Genomic DNA, 18,755 nt, shown 5'->3' with positions numbered 1-18,755 from the left:
AAGCCGATGGTGTAGCGCTGGCGCGTGGCATTTTATATAACCCGCATTGGCCGTGGCATGCAGCTGCAGAGCTTGGCGCTACAGTAACTGCACCTAAACAGTATTTACGCTCAAGCCCACATGGGCAGCCATCACCAATTAAGTAAAACGAAGTTTTTTGTAAAAACCCAACCCGCGTTTGCTGGTTGGGTTTTATTATTTTTATAAAGTAGAGACACACATGACCCAACCAGGCGTTTCAGCGCAACCACTTAGCAATACACTCGTTACTATTATTGCTTTGTGTTGCGGTCTTATTGTTGCCAATATTTACTACGCTCAACCTATTATTGAGTTGCTTGCCCCAGAAGTTGGATTAAGTGCGCACAGTGCTAGCCTTATCGTATCGCTTACACAAATAGGCTACGCTTTGGGGTTGTTTTTTTTAGTGCCATTAGCTGACTTAATTGAAAATAAGCGTTTAATGCTTATTACTTTAGCTGTGTCGTTTTTGAGTTTAGTGGGTACGGCACTTGCTGATTCACCTAATGTAATGCTTATTTTATGTTTAATGATAGGTATGAGCTCGGTTTCTGTTCAGGTGCTTATTCCGCTTGCTGCGCATTTATCGTCTGACGAGAAGCGCGGGCAGGTGCTTGGCAATATTATGGCGGGTCTCTTGCTAGGTATTTTGCTGGCAAGACCTATATCGAGCTTAATAGCCGATCACTTTGGTTGGCGTGCTGTATTTTACTTTGCAGCAGGGTGTATGGTGTTTATTGCAGGCGTAATTTATTTTGCTATTCCAAGCAGGCAACCTACCCATAAAACAACGTATTTTAAGTTATTAAAATCGCTTAAACAGTTAATGATAAGCCAACCAGTGCTGCGCCAACGTTCACTTTTTCAAGCATTAATGTTTGCATCGTTTAGTTTATTTTGGACGAGCGTACCGGTTGTGCTTGCCCGTGAGTATGGTTTATCGCAATCAGAAATAGCATTGTTTGCATTAGTGGGTGCGGCAGGTGCTGTAGCTGCCCCTATTGTTGGTCGCTTGGCAGATAAAGGCTATACACATCAGGTATCGTTACTGGCCAAAGTAATTGCAGCAGTGTGCTTTTTACCAAGCTTATTTGAGCTACCTTACGGCATTATAGTATTGGCATTAACCGGTGTGTTTATTGATTTTGCTGTGCAGGCCAATATGGTATTGGGTCAACGTGCAGTGTATGCACTAGAGCCGCAAAGCCGTGCGCGTTTAAACGCTATTTACATGACTAGTATATTTGTAGGTGGCGCAGTAGGCTCGCTTATTGCCAGCCCATTATATGAAGCGGGCGGGTGGACAGGTATTGCTCTGGTCGCTACTGGCATGCCGCTTATTTCGTTGATTGGCTATTTGGTTACAACTAAAAAGCAAAGTAAGGCTGTGAGTTAAAAAATTACTGGATACAACACAATAAATTCACCATGTTGCGTGGTGACTTTATTTAGATTAATTAGGTAGTCTGTTTTTTTGCGTTTGAAAACGAGCTACCAACAGATGCAATAATTACAAGTAAAATAGCGAGCCACTGCCATAAAGTAAGTAACTCACCCAGTATAATAAACCCTGCGAGCGAAGCAATTGCAGGCTCTAAACTCATCATTACGCTAAACCCTTGTGAAGGCATGTTACGCAGTGCAACCATTTCAAGTGTGTAAGGCAGTGCGCTTGATAAAATAGCAATACCAATACCCAGTGGGATAATTTCCCACGTAAACGCGGCGCTTTGCATAATGCCGCCGTAAGGTACTAGCACTATAGCGGCAACGGTCATACCCAATGCGACAGTTGCTCCACCAGAGCTTTGTGTGCCCGTTTTTTTACCAAATAATATATAACCTGCCCAACATGCACCGGCGCCAAGCGCAAGCGCTACACCCAATGGATCAAGGCTGTCTTGGCCGCTCATATCAGGAAGCAGAAGCAAAATACCGGCAATAGCACAGGCAACCCAAAATAAGTCACGTTTGCGGCGTGATGAAAATAAGGCAACAGCAAGCGGGCCTGTAAATTCAAGCGCTACACCAATGCCTAGTGGAATGCGCTCAATGGCGTAATAAAACAAAATGTTCATGCCGCCTAAACTTAAACCATACACAATTATAGGAATACGATTACCCGAAGTAGGTAAGTGTTTCCAAGGTTTAAACACTAAGCAAAGTATAAAGGCAGAAAAACCAAGCCTAAGGGCAGTTGTACCTTCAGGGCCAACAATAGGAAAAAGCTGTTTTGCAAATGACGCGCCCGTTTGAATGGTCATCATAGCAAGCAGTACACACACGATAGCCAGTAAATAACTTTTTGAAGATGCTTGCATTTTAATCCTTGAGTTGAGTAACTCTATCAATTAGTTATGTAATGCAGGGAGTATAAAAGCTAAACCCGCCCGATATTAATGGCGGCATAGTATCTTTTTTTAAATTTATAGGTAAGTGTTTGCGACCAAAAATAGCGCAATTAAAAGTATATTAAATAGGGCGGGTAAATAAAGTAAGAGGTAAAGTTAGCAAACAGGCGTTTGCTAACTTTAATCAGTTGGTTAAAAGGCCTTAGTGGGCACTTTTATTAACTAAGCCATCAAGCGAGTAGAGGCCTCGTTTTTCATCATTTTTGCGTTTAATTTCTTCAAGTGCACGCGATTCTACAGCGTCAAATAAAGCATTAATTAAGCGGTTAAAATGTTTGTGCATTGCACTGCGCGCTGCATTTGCATCATGCGACTTTAGGGCTGTATAAATAGCGGTGTGTTCATCCATAACGCACTCGTTATTGTTTTTACACACACTGCCATAGTCAGCAACAATTTGTGGATTTGTTAAACGTAAATCCCACAAGTTAGACACTGCAAATTCAAGTGCTTTATTACGCGTTGCTCTAGCTATAATTTCGTGGAACTCACGGTCGGCTTGCTCAACATACAGGCCTTTTTCCATGGCAATTAATGTTTTGTTTAGTTGCTCTAGTTCTTCTTCTGTAATGCTTTGAGCAGCTAAAGCGGCAATTTCGCCTTCAATTAATGCGCGAGCTTGAGTAAGTTCAAATGCACTGATCTCTTTTGATTTTATAGATGCATTTTTTTGTTCTACTACGTAAACACCAGAGCCGGTTTTAACTTCAACTCGGCCACGTACTTCTAATGCGATAATAGCTTCTCTAATGGTAGGGCGACTTACATCAAACATTTCTGCAAGTTCACGTTCAGGTGGTAAACGACTCCCAGCAGAAAATTCGCCTTGATTTATTAAAGACTCAATTTTATCAACTATGCGCCAAAATAAGCGACGATTACCCATACTTTACCTTCATTACCTTAAGGAATAATGGCCTCTGGGGCCTAAAAGTCAAAACCAACTGTTAATATCAGAGGTTACCTTAAAATTCACTATTATGTCAAAATTCTAACGCGATGTTATGGTTAAAAACCACTATACACCAATGGTTGTATTCTTGTATTACCAATTTAGTTTAAAATAATGTAATTGGCCAGCTTGATTGGTAATGTTTTTATGTGTTAGGTTAGATTTAAGGTTATTGAGTAATAAATATTGGTAATAAACCGAGTTGGGTTGTCAGTGTTAAGTTTTTTATTGTAGAAGTATTTGATTGCCCATGGATGGGGATCGCTATTATTTAAATGTGTTTTTAAAGTGTGTTTTGTAAAATGTGTAGTTGTACGAGAGCTATTTAAGCTTTCTTCTGGGCGTTAACTGTCGTTGGTTAACGCCCATATTTTATTTAATTAGTCGTTAGGGTACACAACCCCAAGCTGTTTGCGCGCTTCATCAAGAACGCTCATTACGTTACTGGCTAAAATGTGCGTATTAACGGGTGACTCAAGGATATTTCGCTTCACTAATGCCATAAAGTGTTCAACTTCGTATTTCATAAAGTGCTCATCAAATGGCTGGGATATAATCTCTACCTCACCATTATTAGCAATAAACTCCACCTTTTTAAGTTGCGATACGGCTTCTATACGTATGCGTCCAAGTTCGCCTTGTATTTCGGTTATGTTGTCGCCTTGCGATATTTTAGAGTAACTAATAACGGCTTGTTTATCAGCGTAGTTTAGTAATACATCACCCGCACCATCTACACCTGTATCAAGTAATACGCCACTGGCACTTACGCTTTGCGGTGCTCCCCAAAGTGCAATTAATAAATACAGTGGGTAAATCCCTAAATCAACTAAAGCACCATTAGCAAACTCGGGCAAAAACGTATTTGGACGTTCGCCATTTTTATATTTATCGTAACGCGATGAATATTGACTGTACTGGCCAATATATTTACGTGGTGTGCCAATTTTTACCATTGCCTGTTGCAGCCGTGCAAAGTTAGGCAAGTGAGTGGTCATCATGGCTTCCATGTAAAGGCGCTGATGTTTTTTTGCTGTAGCTATAATGCTTGCAAGCTCTTTAGAATTGGCTGCTGATGGTTTTTCGCCAAGGACATGTTTACCCGCTTCTAGGCACATAACGGCATATTGTTTGTGTAAGCTGTTAGGGGCGGCTATGTAGACGGCATCAACATTTTGATCTTGGCATACTTGCTCGATTGAGGTGAAAATTTTTGCTTGTGCATTTTGTGGGTGTTTGGCTAAAAATGCTTCGCCGCTTGATACTGCGCGCGAGCACACCCCATATAAATTAAAATCGTTTAATGTATTTGCAGCGGCTAACAGTGTGTCGCTAATAAAATTGGTGCCAACAATAACAAAGTTCATGCTCACTCCTTAGCTTAAATAAAAATAATAAGAGTGTTTAGTTTAACATCTTTTTAGTCCTATATGCTCGAGGAGAACATCCAAACCAGCGTTTAACATTAACACTTAGCGTTGCTTGCTCCTGATACCCTAAAAGCTCAGATATGGTTGATATTGTAAATTGGTTTTGCGCTAAATAGTGTGCAGCTAAAGCGCGACGAGTGGCATCTTTAAGTTTTATAAAGCTCGTATTATGTTTGATAAGTTCTCGATGCAGAGTACGCGGGTGCATACCCAGCGCAGCTGAAATAGTTTGGTTACTACATTGATAAATAGGAAGCATAGGCCTAATTAGTGCACTAACTTGGTTGGGCAATGGTTGTGTGTGTTCTTTGTTTTTTGCCAAGAAGCTTAGCGCCGCTTGTACTTTATTTAGTTCAGGGTGATCAAGCTCAAGAGTTAAATCACTTTTTGAGATTACAATACCAGCGCTGTTGCGATGCTCTATAACGTTACAACCAAAGTAAGTGTTATAGGCACGAGTATTAGTACTTAATTTTTTTGGCAAAAATACATTAATTGGTTTGCAGCGGTTATTACTCAGCTTTTTAATAACAGCCAATGCTAAACCAATGGTTAGCTCAATCACTTGGTTGATGTTCGGTAATGGTTTTAAATTAATTTCGAATGATAAAAACAAGCTTTTATCATTCTCTAAAGGGTGCGAGTTTAAGCTAAGTGCAGGGCTGTGCAAGTGAAGGTATTTAATAACCCAATTAAGTGCATCACCTAAATTAGTACTACTTTTAGCTGCTATTGCAATATGCCCTAAAATATCAAAATTTTGTCTACTTGCGAGCCTAAGGCCAAAACTAGAACAATTGAACTTACAAGCACAGTATTCTAATAGCTCAGCGTAATCTCGATAAGGTAAATATTGGTTATCGAGATTTTTAAAGTCAACGTTATTAATATTACAGTTTTGCATTATTTCATGCGGATCGCCGCCAAATTCGCTAATTAGCGTGTCTATACCTTGTAATGACGTGGCTCTGATTAGGCTGCTCATGGTTAACCTCAAATAAACGATGTCTAAAAATATCAAGTTTTGTTGAATTTTTCTATGCACTATTACTGTTAAAGCCGTTTAAAACTTTTATTAAGGTACACCATGAACAATACAACATTTGATTACATTGTGATTGGCGCAGGTAGTGGCGGCTGCGTTATGGCATCGCGATTGTCTGAGGATAAAAATGTAAGTGTGTGCTTAATTGAAGCTGGCGGCAGTGATAACAGTGTATTTGTGCAAATGCCAGCAGGCATAGCAGCGAGTGTGCCTTATGGCATAAATAGCTGGCATTACAATACGGTGCCACAAAAAGAGCTTAATAACCGATGTGGTTTTGTGCCGCGTGGCAAAGTACTGGGTGGGTCAAGCTCGACTAATGCAATGGTTTACATAAGAGGTAATAAGTACGATTACGACCAATGGGCTGCTAATGGCAACACGGGATGGGATTTTGATAGTTTACTCCCGTACTTTATTAAAGCTGAGAACAATAAAGCGTTTATAAATAATGAGCTGCACGGGACAAAGGGTCTGCTACATGTACAAGAGCTAAATAACCCAAGTGATGTAAACCAATATTTTTTAAATGCCTGTGCTGAGCAGGGCGTTAATTTAAGCGACGATATAAATGGCAAAGAGCAAAGTGGTGCACGTTTATCGCAGGTAACTCAGCACAATGGCGAGCGTTGTAGTGCAGCAAAAGCATATTTAACACCGCATTTAAACCGCCCAAATTTAACGGTATTAACCAATAGCCACGTTAATAAAATAAATATAACCAATAAGATAGCGCAAGGCGTGCAAATAGAGCGTAATAAAGAGGTTATTAATTTACGTGCTAAAAAAGAGGTAATACTTAGTGCTGGCGCTATTAATTCGCCTCAAATATTAATGCTTTCAGGTATTGGCCCAAAAGAGCATTTAAGTGCACATAACATTAAGGTTCAGCACGTACTTGAAGGTGTTGGCGCTAATTTACAGGATCACTTAACAGTAGTGCCACTTTATAAATCAAAAACAAATAAAGGCACATTTGGTATAAGCCCGCTAGGCATTGCCAGCATTATAAAAGGCTGTGTTAACTGGTTTAGTAAACGACAAGGGCGATTAACCAGTAACTTTGCAGAGTCGCATGCATTTATTAAATTATTTGAAGGCTCGCCAGCGCCCGATGTGCAACTAGAATTTGTAATTGGGCTGGTGGACGATCATAGTCGTAAATTACACACTGGGCATGGTTACAGTATACACAGCAGTATTATGCGCCCCAAAAGCCGAGGTACTATTACATTAGCCGACAGCAACCCGCGTAGTGCTCCACTTATTGACCCTAATTACTTAAGCCACCCAGACGACTTAGCTGTAATGATTGCTGGCCTTAAAAAAACACTCGCTATTATGCAAAGTAAAGCTTTTGATAACATACGCGGTAAAATGATCTACCCGCTTGATATAAATAATGATGATCAGTTAATTGAGTTTATACGCCAAACGGCAGATACCGAGTATCACCCAGTTGGTACATGTAAAATGGGGCAAGACTCAATGGCAGTGGTGGATACTAATTTGCGAGTACACGGGGTAAGTAACTTACGCGTAGTCGATGCGTCGATTATGCCTACCATTATTACCGGCAACACAAATGCACCGGTAATTGCGATTGCTGAAAAAGCAGCTGATTTAATTAAACACGAAAAGGTGTAATTAAATAAACTGTAGTAGGGCTATTTATTAGCTATAAAACTCATTTAGCCATTGTTGCCAATCGCTTTCAAGATGTAGCATTTGCTGATGCTTTTTAGCGTTTAGATGCTTGGTTTCGTCCTCGCTTGCCATATAGGGTCCAACGCGGCAAAGGGGGCAATGGTTAGATGTTAAGTATGCAGGTTTGGTAAGACGTGAGCTTAATTCACTAGTGTGTGTATCAATACCTTTTTGGCTGAAAACGTAAGTGATACCGCTGGTGTCTTTTACGTGTTTATCACGGTCAACATTACGAATTTTATAACCTTCAAAATGGTTAATATCAAATGGGATTTGGCCTAAATAATCAGCGGTTAAACCATTATTTAAACTTCCTTCAATATTCCATTCTCGATAAGGTTTTACATCCTTTGAAGTGATGTAGCAAAGCATTGGACCATTTTTATCAAGCGCGTATTCGTTAGCATATTTAATAAATTGATGCAGCAAAGCGCGGTTTAATACGTTCATGCTGGTTTGGCGCGTGTTGTTTTCAAACGCTTCACGGCCAACAAACGCGGGTATAAGCGGAAATTGAAAAATAACCACGTCAAAGCTGTGCTGGTTTTCACTTAGAGTTTGCCAACACGCGGGGTTTGTTACATCAAAACCATTAAGTACCTCAACGTTATGCGCTTTTAGGTTGCTAAGTGCATTGTGCTGATACTTTTTCTCAATAGTAGCTTGGTCATCGTAAGTGGATGCAACCAAAGCTTTTGGCGATAGATGAGTGTAAATAGCGTTCGAAAAAGATAAATCGCCATCGCCTACGGTGAGTATTCGCCATTGAGGATTTAAATACATAAATTAAAGTGGTTTAGTTGGTGTGTTATCGGCATCAGGCGTACTTTTTTGAGACTGCGCTGCAAGTAAACGATGAAAAGCAAGGCGTGTTTTTAACCCTTCAATGGCGATTTGTTTAATAATAAGATTAAAGGTAATTAAAATGGCAAAGGCAATATGAATAGGCCCATGGGTAAATCCTGCATTTGTATCGTAAAGCATTAAACCGAATAGCAAAAATAAGACAACCAAGAAAATTTCGAGTAATTGACTTGAATAAAAACTCAAACGACCTTCGCTTTTATGATCTTTTTTAATGCGAATAGCACAAAAAAAGGGGATCACTTTAATTTTAAATGCCGCGTTTTTTTCTACGTAGTTTTCGCCAAGTTCGTCGAGTTGTTGGCGTAATTGGTCAATCATGGTGTGTCCTCAAATAGCAGTGCGCGGATATTACCTTATTACCACGCAATATTTAAGTTTACAGCCACTATTTAACCTGAACTCTGGTTAATAGATTTGCTAACGCATTGAATTATGGTGATATTTAAGTTTATTTTCTCTAGCCAGAGATTTTCTGTGAGAACAAGGCGAATTTACGCGTCAATAGCGGGCCTATTGCAAGTAAATTCAACGCAGTTAGCGCTGAAAATAGCTGCTTGAGATAGATTTATTATCCAGAGCTCAGGTTACTTAGGGTAAATACTCATACCAATAGTAAGGATATGACAAACAAACACAACAGAGGTAAGTACTACACGCATTTTTTGATAATCTTTATGATAGGTTTTCCATTGCGGCGTGGCTTTTTCAAATATAAGTACTAACCAAAAACTAGCACCTAGCCAAGCCAGTGCCCACTCTACAGGTAAAAATGATAAAAATGGAACTGGGATAACAGGTAATACCGCTTTAATTGCATTGCTATAGCTTTGCTCTCCGGCGCGCCACAAGCTACCTGCCATAAATGCTAAAATGGCGATACTGTAAAAAGTAAAAAACTCTAAGTTAAGGCTATTACTGCCAAACATAAGCGGCCAACCCACACACCCTAAAAACGGGATTAAGCCTAAGTAACCTAGTTGTATGTGGTTAAAAAATTTTTCCATTACGGCGTGCCTTATATTTAATGACTTATTTGAAGCGCGGCTATTGTAGCAGTATTACGATTAGCGATCTTAATAATTCGCCAGCGTTTACAATCCAAATAATGCTTACGGTAAAAGAGATTATATAGTTCAATCCAAAAAACAGATTGTTTTAATCTAAACAATCAATTTTATTTAATTATCCATTAGCCTTATTGTATTAACCAAGCCAACGCAGAAGGTCGTTTTAAACGAGAGCGTTGATTACTTTTTAAATACATTAAATATAGATGAGGAAATACCATGAGCACTTCATTAATCAATACTAAATTACAACCATTCAATGCAACCGCTTACCACAACGGTGACTTTGTAGAATTGTCTGAAAAAGATGTTCTAGGTAAATGGTCAATCTTCTTCTTTTACCCAGCAGACTTTACATTTGTATGTCCTACTGAACTTGGTGATGTTGCAGATTATTACGCACAACTTCAAGAAATGGGCGTAGAAGTTTACTCAGTATCTACTGACACTCACTTCACTCACAAAGCATGGCACGATACGTCAGACACAATTGGTAAAATTACTTACCCAATGATTGGCGACCCAACAGGACGTATTACTCGTAGCTTTGGCGTAATGATTGAAGAAGAAGGCTTAGCACTTCGCGGTACATTTGTAATGAACCCAGAAGGTGAAATTAAAATTATTGAAACTCACGATTTAGGTATTGGCCGTAGCGCTAAAGAACTTGTTCGTAAAGTACAAGCTGCACAATACATTGCAACTCACGACGGTGAAGTTTGTCCTGCATCTTGGCAGCCAGGTGAAGACACACTTGCACCTTCACTAGATTTAGTTGGTAAAATCTAAGTATAGATTTATTCCTACTATAAGGGCAGGTAACTGCCCTTAAATCAACGAACATCCGTTTGTTGGTGCCTCCTATATCAATATACTTGTTTAAGCACATGCATTATTTGGCATGGGAGGCTTGCTGTTTAAATTTTCCTAAAAGGGTTAAGCCATGTTAGATAACAACATAAAAAATCAATTAAAAAGCCATTTTGAATCGCTGACTCAACCTGTTGAGCTGCTTATTGCCTTGGATGACAGCAAAAAATCAGCAGAAGTAGAAAGCTTAGCGAACGATTTAGCTTCACTGAGCGATAAATTTACGGTAATAAACAACCCAGATACAAGCGCGCGTCGCCCGTCAATGGTTGTACATTCACCTATTAAAAATACCCATATTACGTTTGCAGGCGTACCTATGGGCCACGAATTCACAAGTTTAGTGCTAGCACTTTTACATACTGGCGGACACGCAAGTAAAGCTAAAAGCGAAGACATTGAACAAATACAATCGCTTACTCAAGAACTTAACTTTGAAGTATATATAAGTTTAAGTTGCCAAACGTGTCCGCAAGTAGTGCAAGCACTTAACACTATGGCAGCGACAAACAGTAATATTAAAGCCACCATGATTGACGGTGCATTATTTCAAGATGAAGTAGAAGAGCGAAATATTTTAGCTGTACCGGCTGTGTATTTAAATGGCGAACCATTTAGCCAAGGTGCACTAAGCCTTACCGATATACTCAATAAAGTAGATAGCAAAGGGGCACAGCGCCAAGCTGAATCGCTAAGTAAAAAAGATAAATTTGATGTACTTGTAATTGGTGGCGGGCCTGCGGGCGCATCGGCTGCGATTTACTCAGCACGAAAAGGTTTAAATACAGGTATTGTTGCCGACAGATTTGGTGGACAAGTTGCAGATACATTAGCAATAGAAAACTTTATTTCGATTAAGGCGACTGAAGGGCCAAAATTGGTTGCCCAGCTTGAAGATCACGTTAAAGAATACGATGTAGATGTAATGCATAATCAGCGTGCAGCGGCACTTGGTTATAACAATGGCTACGAAATTACACTAGAAAATGGCGCAGTGCTTAAAGCTAAGTCGCTCGTACTTGCCACTGGTGCACGCTGGCGCGAAATGAACGTACCAGGGGAGCAAGAATATCGCGGCCATGGTGTGGCATATTGCCCACATTGTGATGGCCCTTTATTTAAAGGTAAACCTGTTGCCGTAATTGGCGGTGGTAATTCAGGTATAGAAGCAGCAATCGATTTAGCTAATATTGTGCAAAGTGTTACGGTACTTGAATTTGCAGACACACTACGTGCTGATGAAGTGCTTATTCGTAAAGCTAAAAGCATGGCTAATATTACCATTATCAAAAGTGCACAAACTACCGAAGTACTTGGTAATGGTAAAAAAGTAACTGGCTTAATGTACACAGATAGAGTGTCGGGAGAGAGCAAAGAGCTTGAACTTGCCGGTATATTTGTACAAATAGGCTTAATACCAAATACCGAATGGTTAAAAGACAGCGACCTTGAATTAAGCAAATTTGGTGAAATACTGATTGATGCTAAAGGCGCAACTTCATTACCAGGCATTTATGGCGCGGGGGATGCAACCAATACTCCGTTTAAACAAATTATTATTGCAATGGGCAGCGGTGCAACAGCAAGTTTAGGTGCATTTGATTATTTAATTCGTCACTCTGAAGAAGCTGATCAAAGCGCTGCTTAATGTAATTAGTAAAAACTCTCTTGATATAACAGCAAGGCTACACCCATAGCTGTTTGTTAACCCAAGCCGCCCTTCTCCAAAGGCGGCTTTTTTAATGCTTAAGAATTAGCACACGATTTAATCGCACCTACCGCCAGAATCACCGCCGCTACAATTTGTATGAGAATGCGATGAGTTACTGCTAGAGGAAACTGATGAGTCACTGCCAGTATAAGCGGATGATCCACGTGATGACTTAGCACTGATAAATGTAACTAACAGCAATACGCCAGATACGATAACTATTGTTATTGATGAGCTCCATTACCCAGTGGAAACGGCTTTAAATACCGCAACAATAAGCACTGTTAGCAATATAGTTCTAATTATGTTTTTAATTTTATATCCTTATTTAACCAATTAGTTAGCTATAAAGGTTAGCTAACTTTAGCTGTATGCTCAAGCGCGTTAATAACTGCTTTTTCAAGTATGGGTAGTTTAAAAGGTTTTGATATAAACATATCCATACCGGCTTGTTTGCAGGCAAGTTTATCTTGTGATGAAGTATTAGCAGTTATAGCCACTATGTAGGTTCCTTCATGCGAGCAGATTTTTTCTGATCTAAGCTGCTTTGTTGCCTCAAATCCATCGAGTATGGGCATTATGCAGTCCATAAAAATAAGGTCATAATGCTTTTGGCGACATTTTAATACAGCATCTTGGCCATCAACTGCAGAGTCGGCTTTAATATTAAGTTTGCCTAAAGAAGCGTGAAGCACCAACCTATTAATATCGTTATCATCGACTACAAGCACTGATAGTTCACTGCCATTGATATCTAACGTTGATTTAAGGCTTTCTTGTTTTTGTTCTGTCCCTTTCTCAATAGGAATATTTACTAAAAACGTAGTGCCTTTATTAGGTGTACTTTTTACCTTTATTTTTCCGCCCATATATTCAACAAGCTCTTTTACTATTGCAAGGCCAAGGCCTGTTCCACCTTTTGAATTTTTAGCATCTACTTCTTGAGAAAAAGGAGAAAACAGTGATTCTAAAAAGCCTTTACTCATTCCTCGACCTGTATCAGACACTTCAATATTTAAACTTAGCTTATTTTTTATTTTAGAAAGGCTGGTGTTTAGTGTAACTGAACCATTTTCAGTAAATTTAAGTGCATTACTCAGTAAGTTAGAAGCAATCTGGCTAAGGCGTGTGTTGTCGCTAAACGCCCAGCAGTTGTCATCAATTGTATTATTTACTTGTAGCGTTACATGCGTGTTTTTAAATAGAGGTGTATATAAAGAAGTTAAATCAGTAAAAATTGTTTTTAGTAAAAAGTCAGTAGGCTCAAGCTTTAGCTCACCATGATTAATTTTAGAAAAATCGAGCACTTCGTTAATAATACTAAGTAAAATATCGGCGCTTCTAAGTCCTATTTTAATTTTTTCAGCGCGAACTTCTTCACTGTGTTCATCAACTAATGTGGTTAGCATACCTGTAATGCCATTCAGTGGGGTTCTTAATTCGTGGCTGATTTTAGCAAAGAGCATGCTTCTGTCTTCAAGTAGGCGCTCTGCTTGAGCTTGCTTTTGTTTAAGCTCTTCTCGTAGCATTACTGATTCGGTTACATCTTGGCAGGTGCCAAATAATCGGACACATCGGCCTTCATCAAATTCGGCCTCACCAAAGGTAGCCACCCATAAGTGTTTATTTTTAGCGGTTACTATTTCTAGTTCTAGATTCCATTTTTTGCCTTTTTCTATGGCTAATTCTACCGCGCGAGTAATGCCTTCACGACTTGGACCTTCTTTATAAAACTCGATTGCAGAATTCATTTGCGGTTGAAATTGTTCATCCACCTCATGTATGAGGTAGGTTTGCTCGCTCCAGGTGATTTTATCGGAGACTAGATCAACCTCCCACGTACCTATATTTGCAACGTGCTCTAACTTTAATAAAGTATTACTATTTTTTATGAGTTGTTCTTTAGCTTGGGTGCGAGCAAATTCCGATCCAAGCCATTGTGCAAATAATTCGATGTAGTCATAAGCATCATCGTTAAAAGCGAGGGAGTCTTTTGCGGATGAAAAGTTAACGGTGCCAAATATTTTATGACCAATTTTTATTGGCGCGCCAATATAAGACTCTAACTGAAAGTTTATATAACAGGGGTGGTTTGCAATTGCACTTTGAGATGCTTTATGAAAGGCAAGTGCAGAGCCAGCAGCGAGCGTATGTACGCAATAGGTGCCTTGTAATTCAAACACGGTACCGGGTAAAAGTGAGTTGTCAGGGGTTTTGGCATATAAAACGGTGTAGCTGTTTTTATCTACTTTACTAATAATACCTAGCTCAAGGTCAAATACTTCTAACCCAAACACTAAGAGCTTATTAATTTTATTTTCAAAATCAAGAGATTGATTAGAAACTATATCGTGAAAACATCGTAAAAAATTCAAAAGAAAACACCCCGTAAGCTTTTGTTCAATTTATATAATACATAGGCCAATTAGGGCATTGGTATTAGTTTAAAATCCAGTTTAGCAGTTTTAATTACTAATAACTAAAATTGATACGTATTAAATTTTATAACCTTATGTTTTTATGAACTAAGTTAGTGGTTTATTAATAGTAGTAGGGCCTGTTGACCTTTCAGGATTAAAATTTGTTCAATCTAGGGGCGATTTAATCGCGGCGCGAGGTTTGTAACCTAGTGGGCTCGATAACTGCTCCTGCGTTATTCTACTGGCTTACATCCATGTAAGAATAAGTAAAAACCGAGCAACAAAGAGTAAATTGTCCCTAGGCAGAACCCAAAGGGCAGCGCATGTTTGGCATTTATGCTGCGTTATCGCCTATTTATGGGGAATAACCACACTACATAGGCTCTGACTTGCCTAAATACCAAACAGTCTGCTGCAAATTTAACCTCGAAAGATAAACAGGCCCTTGTATATAGCGCAACATGCCGCCGAGCATATAATACTCAGCGGTATACTTTTAATACGTTGAATTTGGGGTATATTGCGGGTTGATATCGCCGCCTACTTCCTCTGGGTCAACATCGTTAATAAGCAGTGTTTCACGTACAACTTCAATGTGATCAAGTACGCTTTGGTAACGCTCGCCATATTCATACTTTGTCACTTCAATCGCTTTAGGCATGTAAGTAAAAGCTATTTTTAGGGCGTGGAGTGCTTCTTCGTTTATTTTTTCGCTCATAATATTCTCTTATGTGTAGGCTATAGCTAACCTGAGTTCTGGATAATAAATCTATCTCAAGCAGCTATTTTTAGCGCTAACTGCGTTGAATTTCCTTGCAATAGACCAGCTATTGACGCGTAAATTCGCCTTGTTTTCACCAAAAATTTCTAGCTAGAGAGAAACAGACTTAAATATCGTTATTATTTATAGTGTTTTTAAATCTCTTAACCAGAATTCAGGTTAGTTAATAAAATAACACCAAATACGATTCGGTAAAGACCAAAACTAACAAAAGTGAAATTTTCTAGAAAGCGTATGAATAGTTTAATAGTAAAATAAGCAACTATAAAAGATGTTAAAAAGCCAACTGCAAGGGCAGTTAGGTCATCTAAGCTAAACAGTTGGTAATGTTTAAGTAAGTCGTACCCTGAGGCTGCTGCAAGTACAGGTAAACCAAGTAAAAATGAAAATTCAGCGCTGGCTTTTCGGTTTAAACCACACAACATGGCACCAACAATAGAGCTTCCAGCACGACTAGTCCCTGGAATTAACGCAAATACTTGTGCTACGCCAATCCAAAGAGCTTGTTTATAAGTAACTTGGGTTACATCGGTAGTTGTGCAGTGAGTCTCTTTATAACTGCGCTCTAATAGTAAAAAAATCACACCGCCTACAATAAACATAACACCTACTACCGGTACGCTAAACAGTGTTTTTATTACATCACTAAATATAAAACCAATAATACCCAAAGGAATAAATGCAATGGCAACTTTCACCCATAAATTGAAATGTTTAGGGCTAAACTTGTCTTTATAGTTGGCTAGTACCGCTAAAATGGCGGCAAGCTGGATAATTACTTCGAAGGCGAGGTTAGCATTTGTTGATTCAATGCCTAACCACTTTGACGCTACAATTAAGTGCCCAGTTGATGATATGGGTAAAAATTCTGTTATACCTTCAATAATACCTAAAATAATCGCGTTAATTATATCCACGGTTTACTGCTTCCTGAAAAATTAAAAAGCCCGAACTCGGCTTAACTGAAATGACGCATTATTGCGTACCTAAATTGCGAGGCGTAGCATAAAAGCTCTAAAGGAAAACCAACAGTGTTTTTAGACTTAATTTGTTTAATAAATTGCATTAAGCATTAAATGCACAATATAATGGTAATTGTTATCATTTGCATGTGCTGTTTTGTATATGTTTGGGCAAATTTACTGAGCGAATAATGAATAATAAAAAAACGTTTACAGCTACACGGCGAAGGCACTTAATTGCGTGTGTATTAGCGCTAGTTACTGCGGTAATAATGATTCCGGGTATGACAACCTATTTACCGTTTCAAATGAATGAACAAATATTACTACCTATTTTACTCTTTCCTGTTATTTGGACTGCGTTGTTTATTTATGCGTATTTGGCAAAAAAAGCATGGCAACCTTTTGTAGTAATGATTGCATTGTGTGTATTACATGGTTTATTGAGTTTTTGGGCGTTAACGCAGGGGCAGGGATGAAGTCGATTACTTTAAAAAAGCTATTTTTATTACATAGCTGGGTAGGAATTATTACTGCTGTACTGCTATTTATTGTTGCATTTAGTGGGGCGTTAGCAGTTCTGTCGCGACCTGAGTTAAAAATATGGGCTAATCCAGAGCTGCAATCTAGCCAACACGTTGCCAGCGCGCAAATTAACCGACTAGTAAACGAATACCATAAAAAAGTACCTAGTGAATTTGGCGAAAACATTCATGTGTTTTTACCAAGTGGGCATAACTTTCATTTGTTAACGTTGGTATTTGAATCTCACCATGGCGATGAAAATTACGACCAAGAGGTAGCCAGAGTATTTCAGTTTCATCCCGATACGTTAGCGCTGGAAAATACTTACTATGGGCCTAGTAAAGAGTTTTACGCCAATAAAAAAACGGATGCGCCAACTTATATAGGAGAGTTTCATGCAGATTTGCATTTAGGGCGACCAATTGGGTTAATACTCACTGGGTTTTTAGGTTTAACGCTTTTAGTAAGTGCAGTGACAGGCTTGTTTATTCATCGCAAATTGATAAAAGAGCTCTTTACGTTTAGGCGAGATAAAGGGTTAGATATTGCAGTAAGCGATGCTCATAAGGTTATAGGTATTTGGGGCAGCGTATTTAATATTATGATTGGTTTTACAGGATCATTTTTAGGGCTCGCAACCATTATTTTGCTACCAGCAGCTGCGTTTGTGAGCTTTGGTGGCGATCAAGATAAGTTAATAGAAACGTTTACCGCTATTCCTGAGCCTGTAGTTAGCCACATTAAGCAACCTACAAAAATAGACACTATTTTAGAGCATGCTCATAGTCGTTACCCTGAAGCAATAATTAGAGATGTCACAATAATGGCGCATAACGATGCGAATGCGCAGGTATATTTGCGTTTGTTAGGTGGCGAGGCTGTTGCTTCTCAGTTACTGCATTATCAGGGCAATGGTGAGTTTGTGCAGTCGATGAGTAGTTTTGGTGATATTTCAGGTGTTTCGATAAAAGTAATTGAGTTGATGTTTCCGCTGCACTTTGGGAACTTTGCAGGAGTGTTTGTAAAATTACTTTGGGTATTGCTTGGCTTAAGTACTGCGCTTTTACCTATTTCGGGCATGATGATGTGGCTAACAAAGCGCACACGTGGCAGTAGCCCTTCACTGAGTATGCAGGCATATGCACGCTGGAATCGTTTTATTATTGGCAGTTGTGGCGGTTTGGTATTAGCAAGCTTTGTGCTATTTCCTGTGCAAGTTGTACTTAATTATAGCGTTGTTGGTGTGGCGCAAAATAGTTTTTTTGGACCCGTGTTCTTTTATACGTGGTTGGCATGGTTACTCTTAAGTGTATTACCGATAGGTTGTAAAAACTACTTTAAGCTGACTCTTTTACTATGCGGCGCCTCGCTTGCTTTGGTGCTGCCACTTAATATTTTTCTTGGCGTTAGCAATGTTATTAACCTTAATAGCTCGCTTGTCGCGGTAGTAGATATAAGCTTTATGGTGGTGGGTATCGTGTGTATGTTTGTTGCCTTAAAAATAAAAAACACACAAAAATTACAAATTGAGGTACAACCCGCATGAACGAGCTACTAATTACAATTGCGATGGTGAGTTTACTACTAATGATGCTCAATATACGAAAAAACACACTTACATTAGCGGCTAAAACATTTTTAAGTGCACTGCTATTTGGTTTAGCGCTGATATGTTTTATGAGTGTTTACGGTATTTTAGGCGGTGCAATATGCACAGTTGTGGGAGCTATGTTAGCTGGTTTACTAACCGCAGTTATTGCGGGTAAAGCACCGCAATTATTAGGTTAAATAATACAGTTATTTAGCTAAAAAGGCCTTAGCAGTATCAACTCCCATGTTGTAACCACTATTAAGTATTTCAAACTTTTTAGTGGTACGCCCAACTTTAAAATTAGCCGGTGGTGCAATGATATTGATTTTGCAGTCACTAGGGCGTGTTGATGAATTAAAGCCAGGTACACATCGCGAAATCAACTGTTTTCTGGT

The 18,755-nt window shown here is 39.1% G+C and carries 17 protein-coding genes and 2 pseudogenes; 8 read left to right on the top strand and 11 right to left on the bottom strand.

Annotated features, from left to right (window positions below; all coding sequences use genetic code 11):
* Together L654_RS1000000127875 and L654_RS0119855 are read left to right on the top strand one after the other, a co-directional pair.
* Window positions 1-146: pseudogene (locus L654_RS1000000127875) on the top strand (oxidoreductase); the annotation flags it as partial.
* Between the two features lie 74 nt (window positions 147-220).
* On the top strand, window positions 221-1,417 hold the full coding sequence (locus tag L654_RS0119855; protein ID WP_024608862.1) for an MFS transporter: 1,197 nt from the start codon (window positions 221-223) through the stop codon (window positions 1,415-1,417).
* A 61-nt stretch (window positions 1,418-1,478) separates the two neighbouring features.
* Here L654_RS0119855 and L654_RS0119850 read toward each other — a convergent pair whose 3' ends face one another.
* The 4 genes from L654_RS0119850 to L654_RS0119835 all read right to left on the bottom strand — a co-directional run bounded on the left by L654_RS0119850 (window position 1,479) and on the right by L654_RS0119835 (window position 5,799).
* Window positions 1,479-2,342: a DMT family transporter gene (locus tag L654_RS0119850; protein WP_007581815.1), complete on the bottom strand. Its 864-nt coding sequence runs from the start codon at window positions 2,340-2,342 to the stop codon at window positions 1,479-1,481.
* A 232-nt stretch (window positions 2,343-2,574) separates the two neighbouring features.
* Window positions 2,575-3,318: a FadR/GntR family transcriptional regulator gene (locus L654_RS0119845; protein WP_002960591.1), complete on the bottom strand. Its 744-nt coding sequence runs from the start codon at window positions 3,316-3,318 to the stop codon at window positions 2,575-2,577.
* 446 nt (window positions 3,319-3,764) lie between these two features.
* Window positions 3,765-4,751, bottom strand: coding sequence for a Gfo/Idh/MocA family oxidoreductase (locus tag L654_RS0119840; protein WP_024608861.1), 987 nt, complete (start codon window positions 4,749-4,751; stop codon window positions 3,765-3,767).
* 37 nt (window positions 4,752-4,788) lie between these two features.
* Window positions 4,789-5,799 carry an AraC family transcriptional regulator gene (locus L654_RS0119835; protein WP_024608860.1) on the bottom strand — a complete coding sequence of 337 codons (1,011 nt, stop codon included), beginning with the start codon at window positions 5,797-5,799 and terminating at the stop codon, window positions 4,789-4,791.
* Window positions 5,800-5,901: 102 nt separating this feature from the next.
* On the opposite strand from L654_RS0119835, the gene L654_RS0119830 reads away from it, so the two are divergent.
* The gene (locus L654_RS0119830) at window positions 5,902-7,506 is read left to right on the top strand and encodes a GMC family oxidoreductase N-terminal domain-containing protein (RefSeq protein WP_024608859.1); all 1,605 of its coding nucleotides are present in this window, start codon (window positions 5,902-5,904) and stop codon (window positions 7,504-7,506) included.
* 27 nt (window positions 7,507-7,533) lie between these two features.
* On the opposite strand, the gene L654_RS0119825 is transcribed toward L654_RS0119830, so the two are convergent.
* The 3 genes from L654_RS0119825 to L654_RS0119815 all read right to left on the bottom strand — a co-directional run bounded on the left by L654_RS0119825 (window position 7,534) and on the right by L654_RS0119815 (window position 9,437).
* On the bottom strand, window positions 7,534-8,349 hold the full coding sequence (locus L654_RS0119825) for a class I SAM-dependent methyltransferase (protein WP_024608858.1): 816 nt from the start codon (window positions 8,347-8,349) through the stop codon (window positions 7,534-7,536).
* Between the two features lie 3 nt (window positions 8,350-8,352).
* A complete protein-coding gene (locus L654_RS0119820) occupies window positions 8,353-8,751 on the bottom strand; it encodes a hypothetical protein (RefSeq protein ID WP_024600580.1) in 399 nt (132 codons plus the stop codon).
* 266 nt (window positions 8,752-9,017) lie between these two features.
* The gene (locus L654_RS0119815; RefSeq protein ID WP_024591878.1) at window positions 9,018-9,437 is read right to left on the bottom strand and encodes a DUF3429 domain-containing protein; all 420 of its coding nucleotides are present in this window, start codon (window positions 9,435-9,437) and stop codon (window positions 9,018-9,020) included.
* A gap of 282 nt (window positions 9,438-9,719) precedes the next feature.
* Between L654_RS0119815 and ahpC the strand changes: the two genes are divergently transcribed.
* Entirely contained in the window at window positions 9,720-10,289 is a 570-nt protein-coding gene (gene ahpC / locus L654_RS0119810; RefSeq protein ID WP_007581822.1) for an alkyl hydroperoxide reductase subunit C, read from the top strand.
* Between the two features lie 154 nt (window positions 10,290-10,443).
* Window positions 10,444-12,018, top strand: coding sequence for an alkyl hydroperoxide reductase subunit F (ahpF, locus tag L654_RS0119805; protein WP_024608857.1), 1,575 nt, complete (start codon window positions 10,444-10,446; stop codon window positions 12,016-12,018).
* 416 nt (window positions 12,019-12,434) lie between these two features.
* Here the strand turns inward: ahpF and L654_RS0119800 are convergent, their stop codons facing one another.
* The 3 genes from L654_RS0119800 to L654_RS0119790 all read right to left on the bottom strand — a co-directional run bounded on the left by L654_RS0119800 (window position 12,435) and on the right by L654_RS0119790 (window position 16,199).
* Window positions 12,435-14,456, bottom strand: coding sequence for an ATP-binding protein (locus L654_RS0119800; RefSeq protein WP_024608856.1), 2,022 nt, complete (start codon window positions 14,454-14,456; stop codon window positions 12,435-12,437).
* Between the two features lie 541 nt (window positions 14,457-14,997).
* Window positions 14,998-15,219: a hypothetical protein gene (locus tag L654_RS0119795; RefSeq protein ID WP_024608855.1), complete on the bottom strand. Its 222-nt coding sequence runs from the start codon at window positions 15,217-15,219 to the stop codon at window positions 14,998-15,000.
* 206 nt (window positions 15,220-15,425) lie between these two features.
* On the bottom strand, window positions 15,426-16,199 hold the full coding sequence (locus L654_RS0119790) for an undecaprenyl-diphosphate phosphatase (protein WP_024608854.1): 774 nt from the start codon (window positions 16,197-16,199) through the stop codon (window positions 15,426-15,428).
* Between the two features lie 236 nt (window positions 16,200-16,435).
* Here L654_RS0119790 and L654_RS0119785 point away from each other — a divergent pair, with 236 nt between their 5' ends.
* From L654_RS0119785 to L654_RS0119775, 3 genes are read left to right on the top strand one after another with little or no spacing between them, the layout of a single operon-like run.
* Complete coding sequence (locus L654_RS0119785; RefSeq protein ID WP_024608853.1) at window positions 16,436-16,723, top strand: hypothetical protein; 288 nt, start codon at window positions 16,436-16,438, stop codon at window positions 16,721-16,723.
* Window positions 16,720-18,315, top strand: a complete 1,596-nt coding sequence (locus L654_RS0119780; protein WP_024608852.1) for a PepSY-associated TM helix domain-containing protein — start codon at window positions 16,720-16,722, stop codon at window positions 18,313-18,315. The genes L654_RS0119785 and L654_RS0119780 overlap by 4 nt, the downstream gene beginning before the upstream one ends.
* A complete protein-coding gene (locus L654_RS0119775; RefSeq protein WP_024608851.1) occupies window positions 18,312-18,557 on the top strand; it encodes a hypothetical protein in 246 nt (81 codons plus the stop codon). Before L654_RS0119780 ends, L654_RS0119775 begins: the two co-directional genes overlap by 4 nt.
* Before the next feature lie 9 nt (window positions 18,558-18,566).
* On the opposite strand, the pseudogene L654_RS1000000128385 reads toward L654_RS0119775, so the two are convergent.
* Window positions 18,567-18,701: pseudogene (locus L654_RS1000000128385) on the bottom strand (DUF6363 domain-containing protein); the annotation flags it as partial.
* Between the last annotated feature and the right edge of the window lie 54 nt (window positions 18,702-18,755).

The organism is Pseudoalteromonas sp. TAB23 (genome assembly GCF_000498075.1).
In the GTDB taxonomy this organism is placed as follows: Bacteria; Pseudomonadota; Gammaproteobacteria; order Enterobacterales; family Alteromonadaceae; genus Pseudoalteromonas; species Pseudoalteromonas arctica.
The sequence above is the reverse complement of the archived record's forward strand: the minus strand, read 5'-3'. Positions and strand labels throughout refer to the sequence as shown.

Excerpts from the sequence above, each read along its gene's own strand:
- L654_RS0119815 (WP_024591878.1), bottom strand. The coding sequence starts at position 9,437 with ATGGAAAAATTTTTTAACCACATACAACTAGGTTACTTAGGCTTAATC.
- L654_RS0119775 (WP_024608851.1), top strand. The coding sequence starts at position 18,312 with ATGAACGAGCTACTAATTACAATTGCGATGGTGAGTTTACTACTAATG.
- L654_RS0119830 (WP_024608859.1), top strand. The coding sequence starts at position 5,902 with ATGAACAATACAACATTTGATTACATTGTGATTGGCGCAGGTAGTGGC.
- L654_RS0119835 (WP_024608860.1), bottom strand. The coding sequence starts at position 5,799 with ATGAGCAGCCTAATCAGAGCCACGTCATTACAAGGTATAGACACGCTA.
- L654_RS0119845 (WP_002960591.1), bottom strand. The coding sequence starts at position 3,318 with ATGGGTAATCGTCGCTTATTTTGGCGCATAGTTGATAAAATTGAGTCT.
- L654_RS0119785 (WP_024608853.1), top strand. The coding sequence starts at position 16,436 with ATGAATAATAAAAAAACGTTTACAGCTACACGGCGAAGGCACTTAATT.
- L654_RS0119780 (WP_024608852.1), top strand. The coding sequence starts at position 16,720 with ATGAAGTCGATTACTTTAAAAAAGCTATTTTTATTACATAGCTGGGTA.
- L654_RS0119855 (WP_024608862.1), top strand. The coding sequence starts at position 221 with ATGACCCAACCAGGCGTTTCAGCGCAACCACTTAGCAATACACTCGTT.
- L654_RS0119795 (WP_024608855.1), bottom strand. The coding sequence starts at position 15,219 with ATGAGCGAAAAAATAAACGAAGAAGCACTCCACGCCCTAAAAATAGCT.
- L654_RS0119850 (WP_007581815.1), bottom strand. The coding sequence starts at position 2,342 with ATGCAAGCATCTTCAAAAAGTTATTTACTGGCTATCGTGTGTGTACTG.
- ahpF (WP_024608857.1), top strand. The coding sequence starts at position 10,444 with ATGTTAGATAACAACATAAAAAATCAATTAAAAAGCCATTTTGAATCG.
- ahpC (WP_007581822.1), top strand. The coding sequence starts at position 9,720 with ATGAGCACTTCATTAATCAATACTAAATTACAACCATTCAATGCAACC.
- L654_RS0119840 (WP_024608861.1), bottom strand. The coding sequence starts at position 4,751 with ATGAACTTTGTTATTGTTGGCACCAATTTTATTAGCGACACACTGTTA.
- L654_RS0119820 (WP_024600580.1), bottom strand. The coding sequence starts at position 8,751 with ATGATTGACCAATTACGCCAACAACTCGACGAACTTGGCGAAAACTAC.
- L654_RS0119825 (WP_024608858.1), bottom strand. The coding sequence starts at position 8,349 with ATGTATTTAAATCCTCAATGGCGAATACTCACCGTAGGCGATGGCGAT.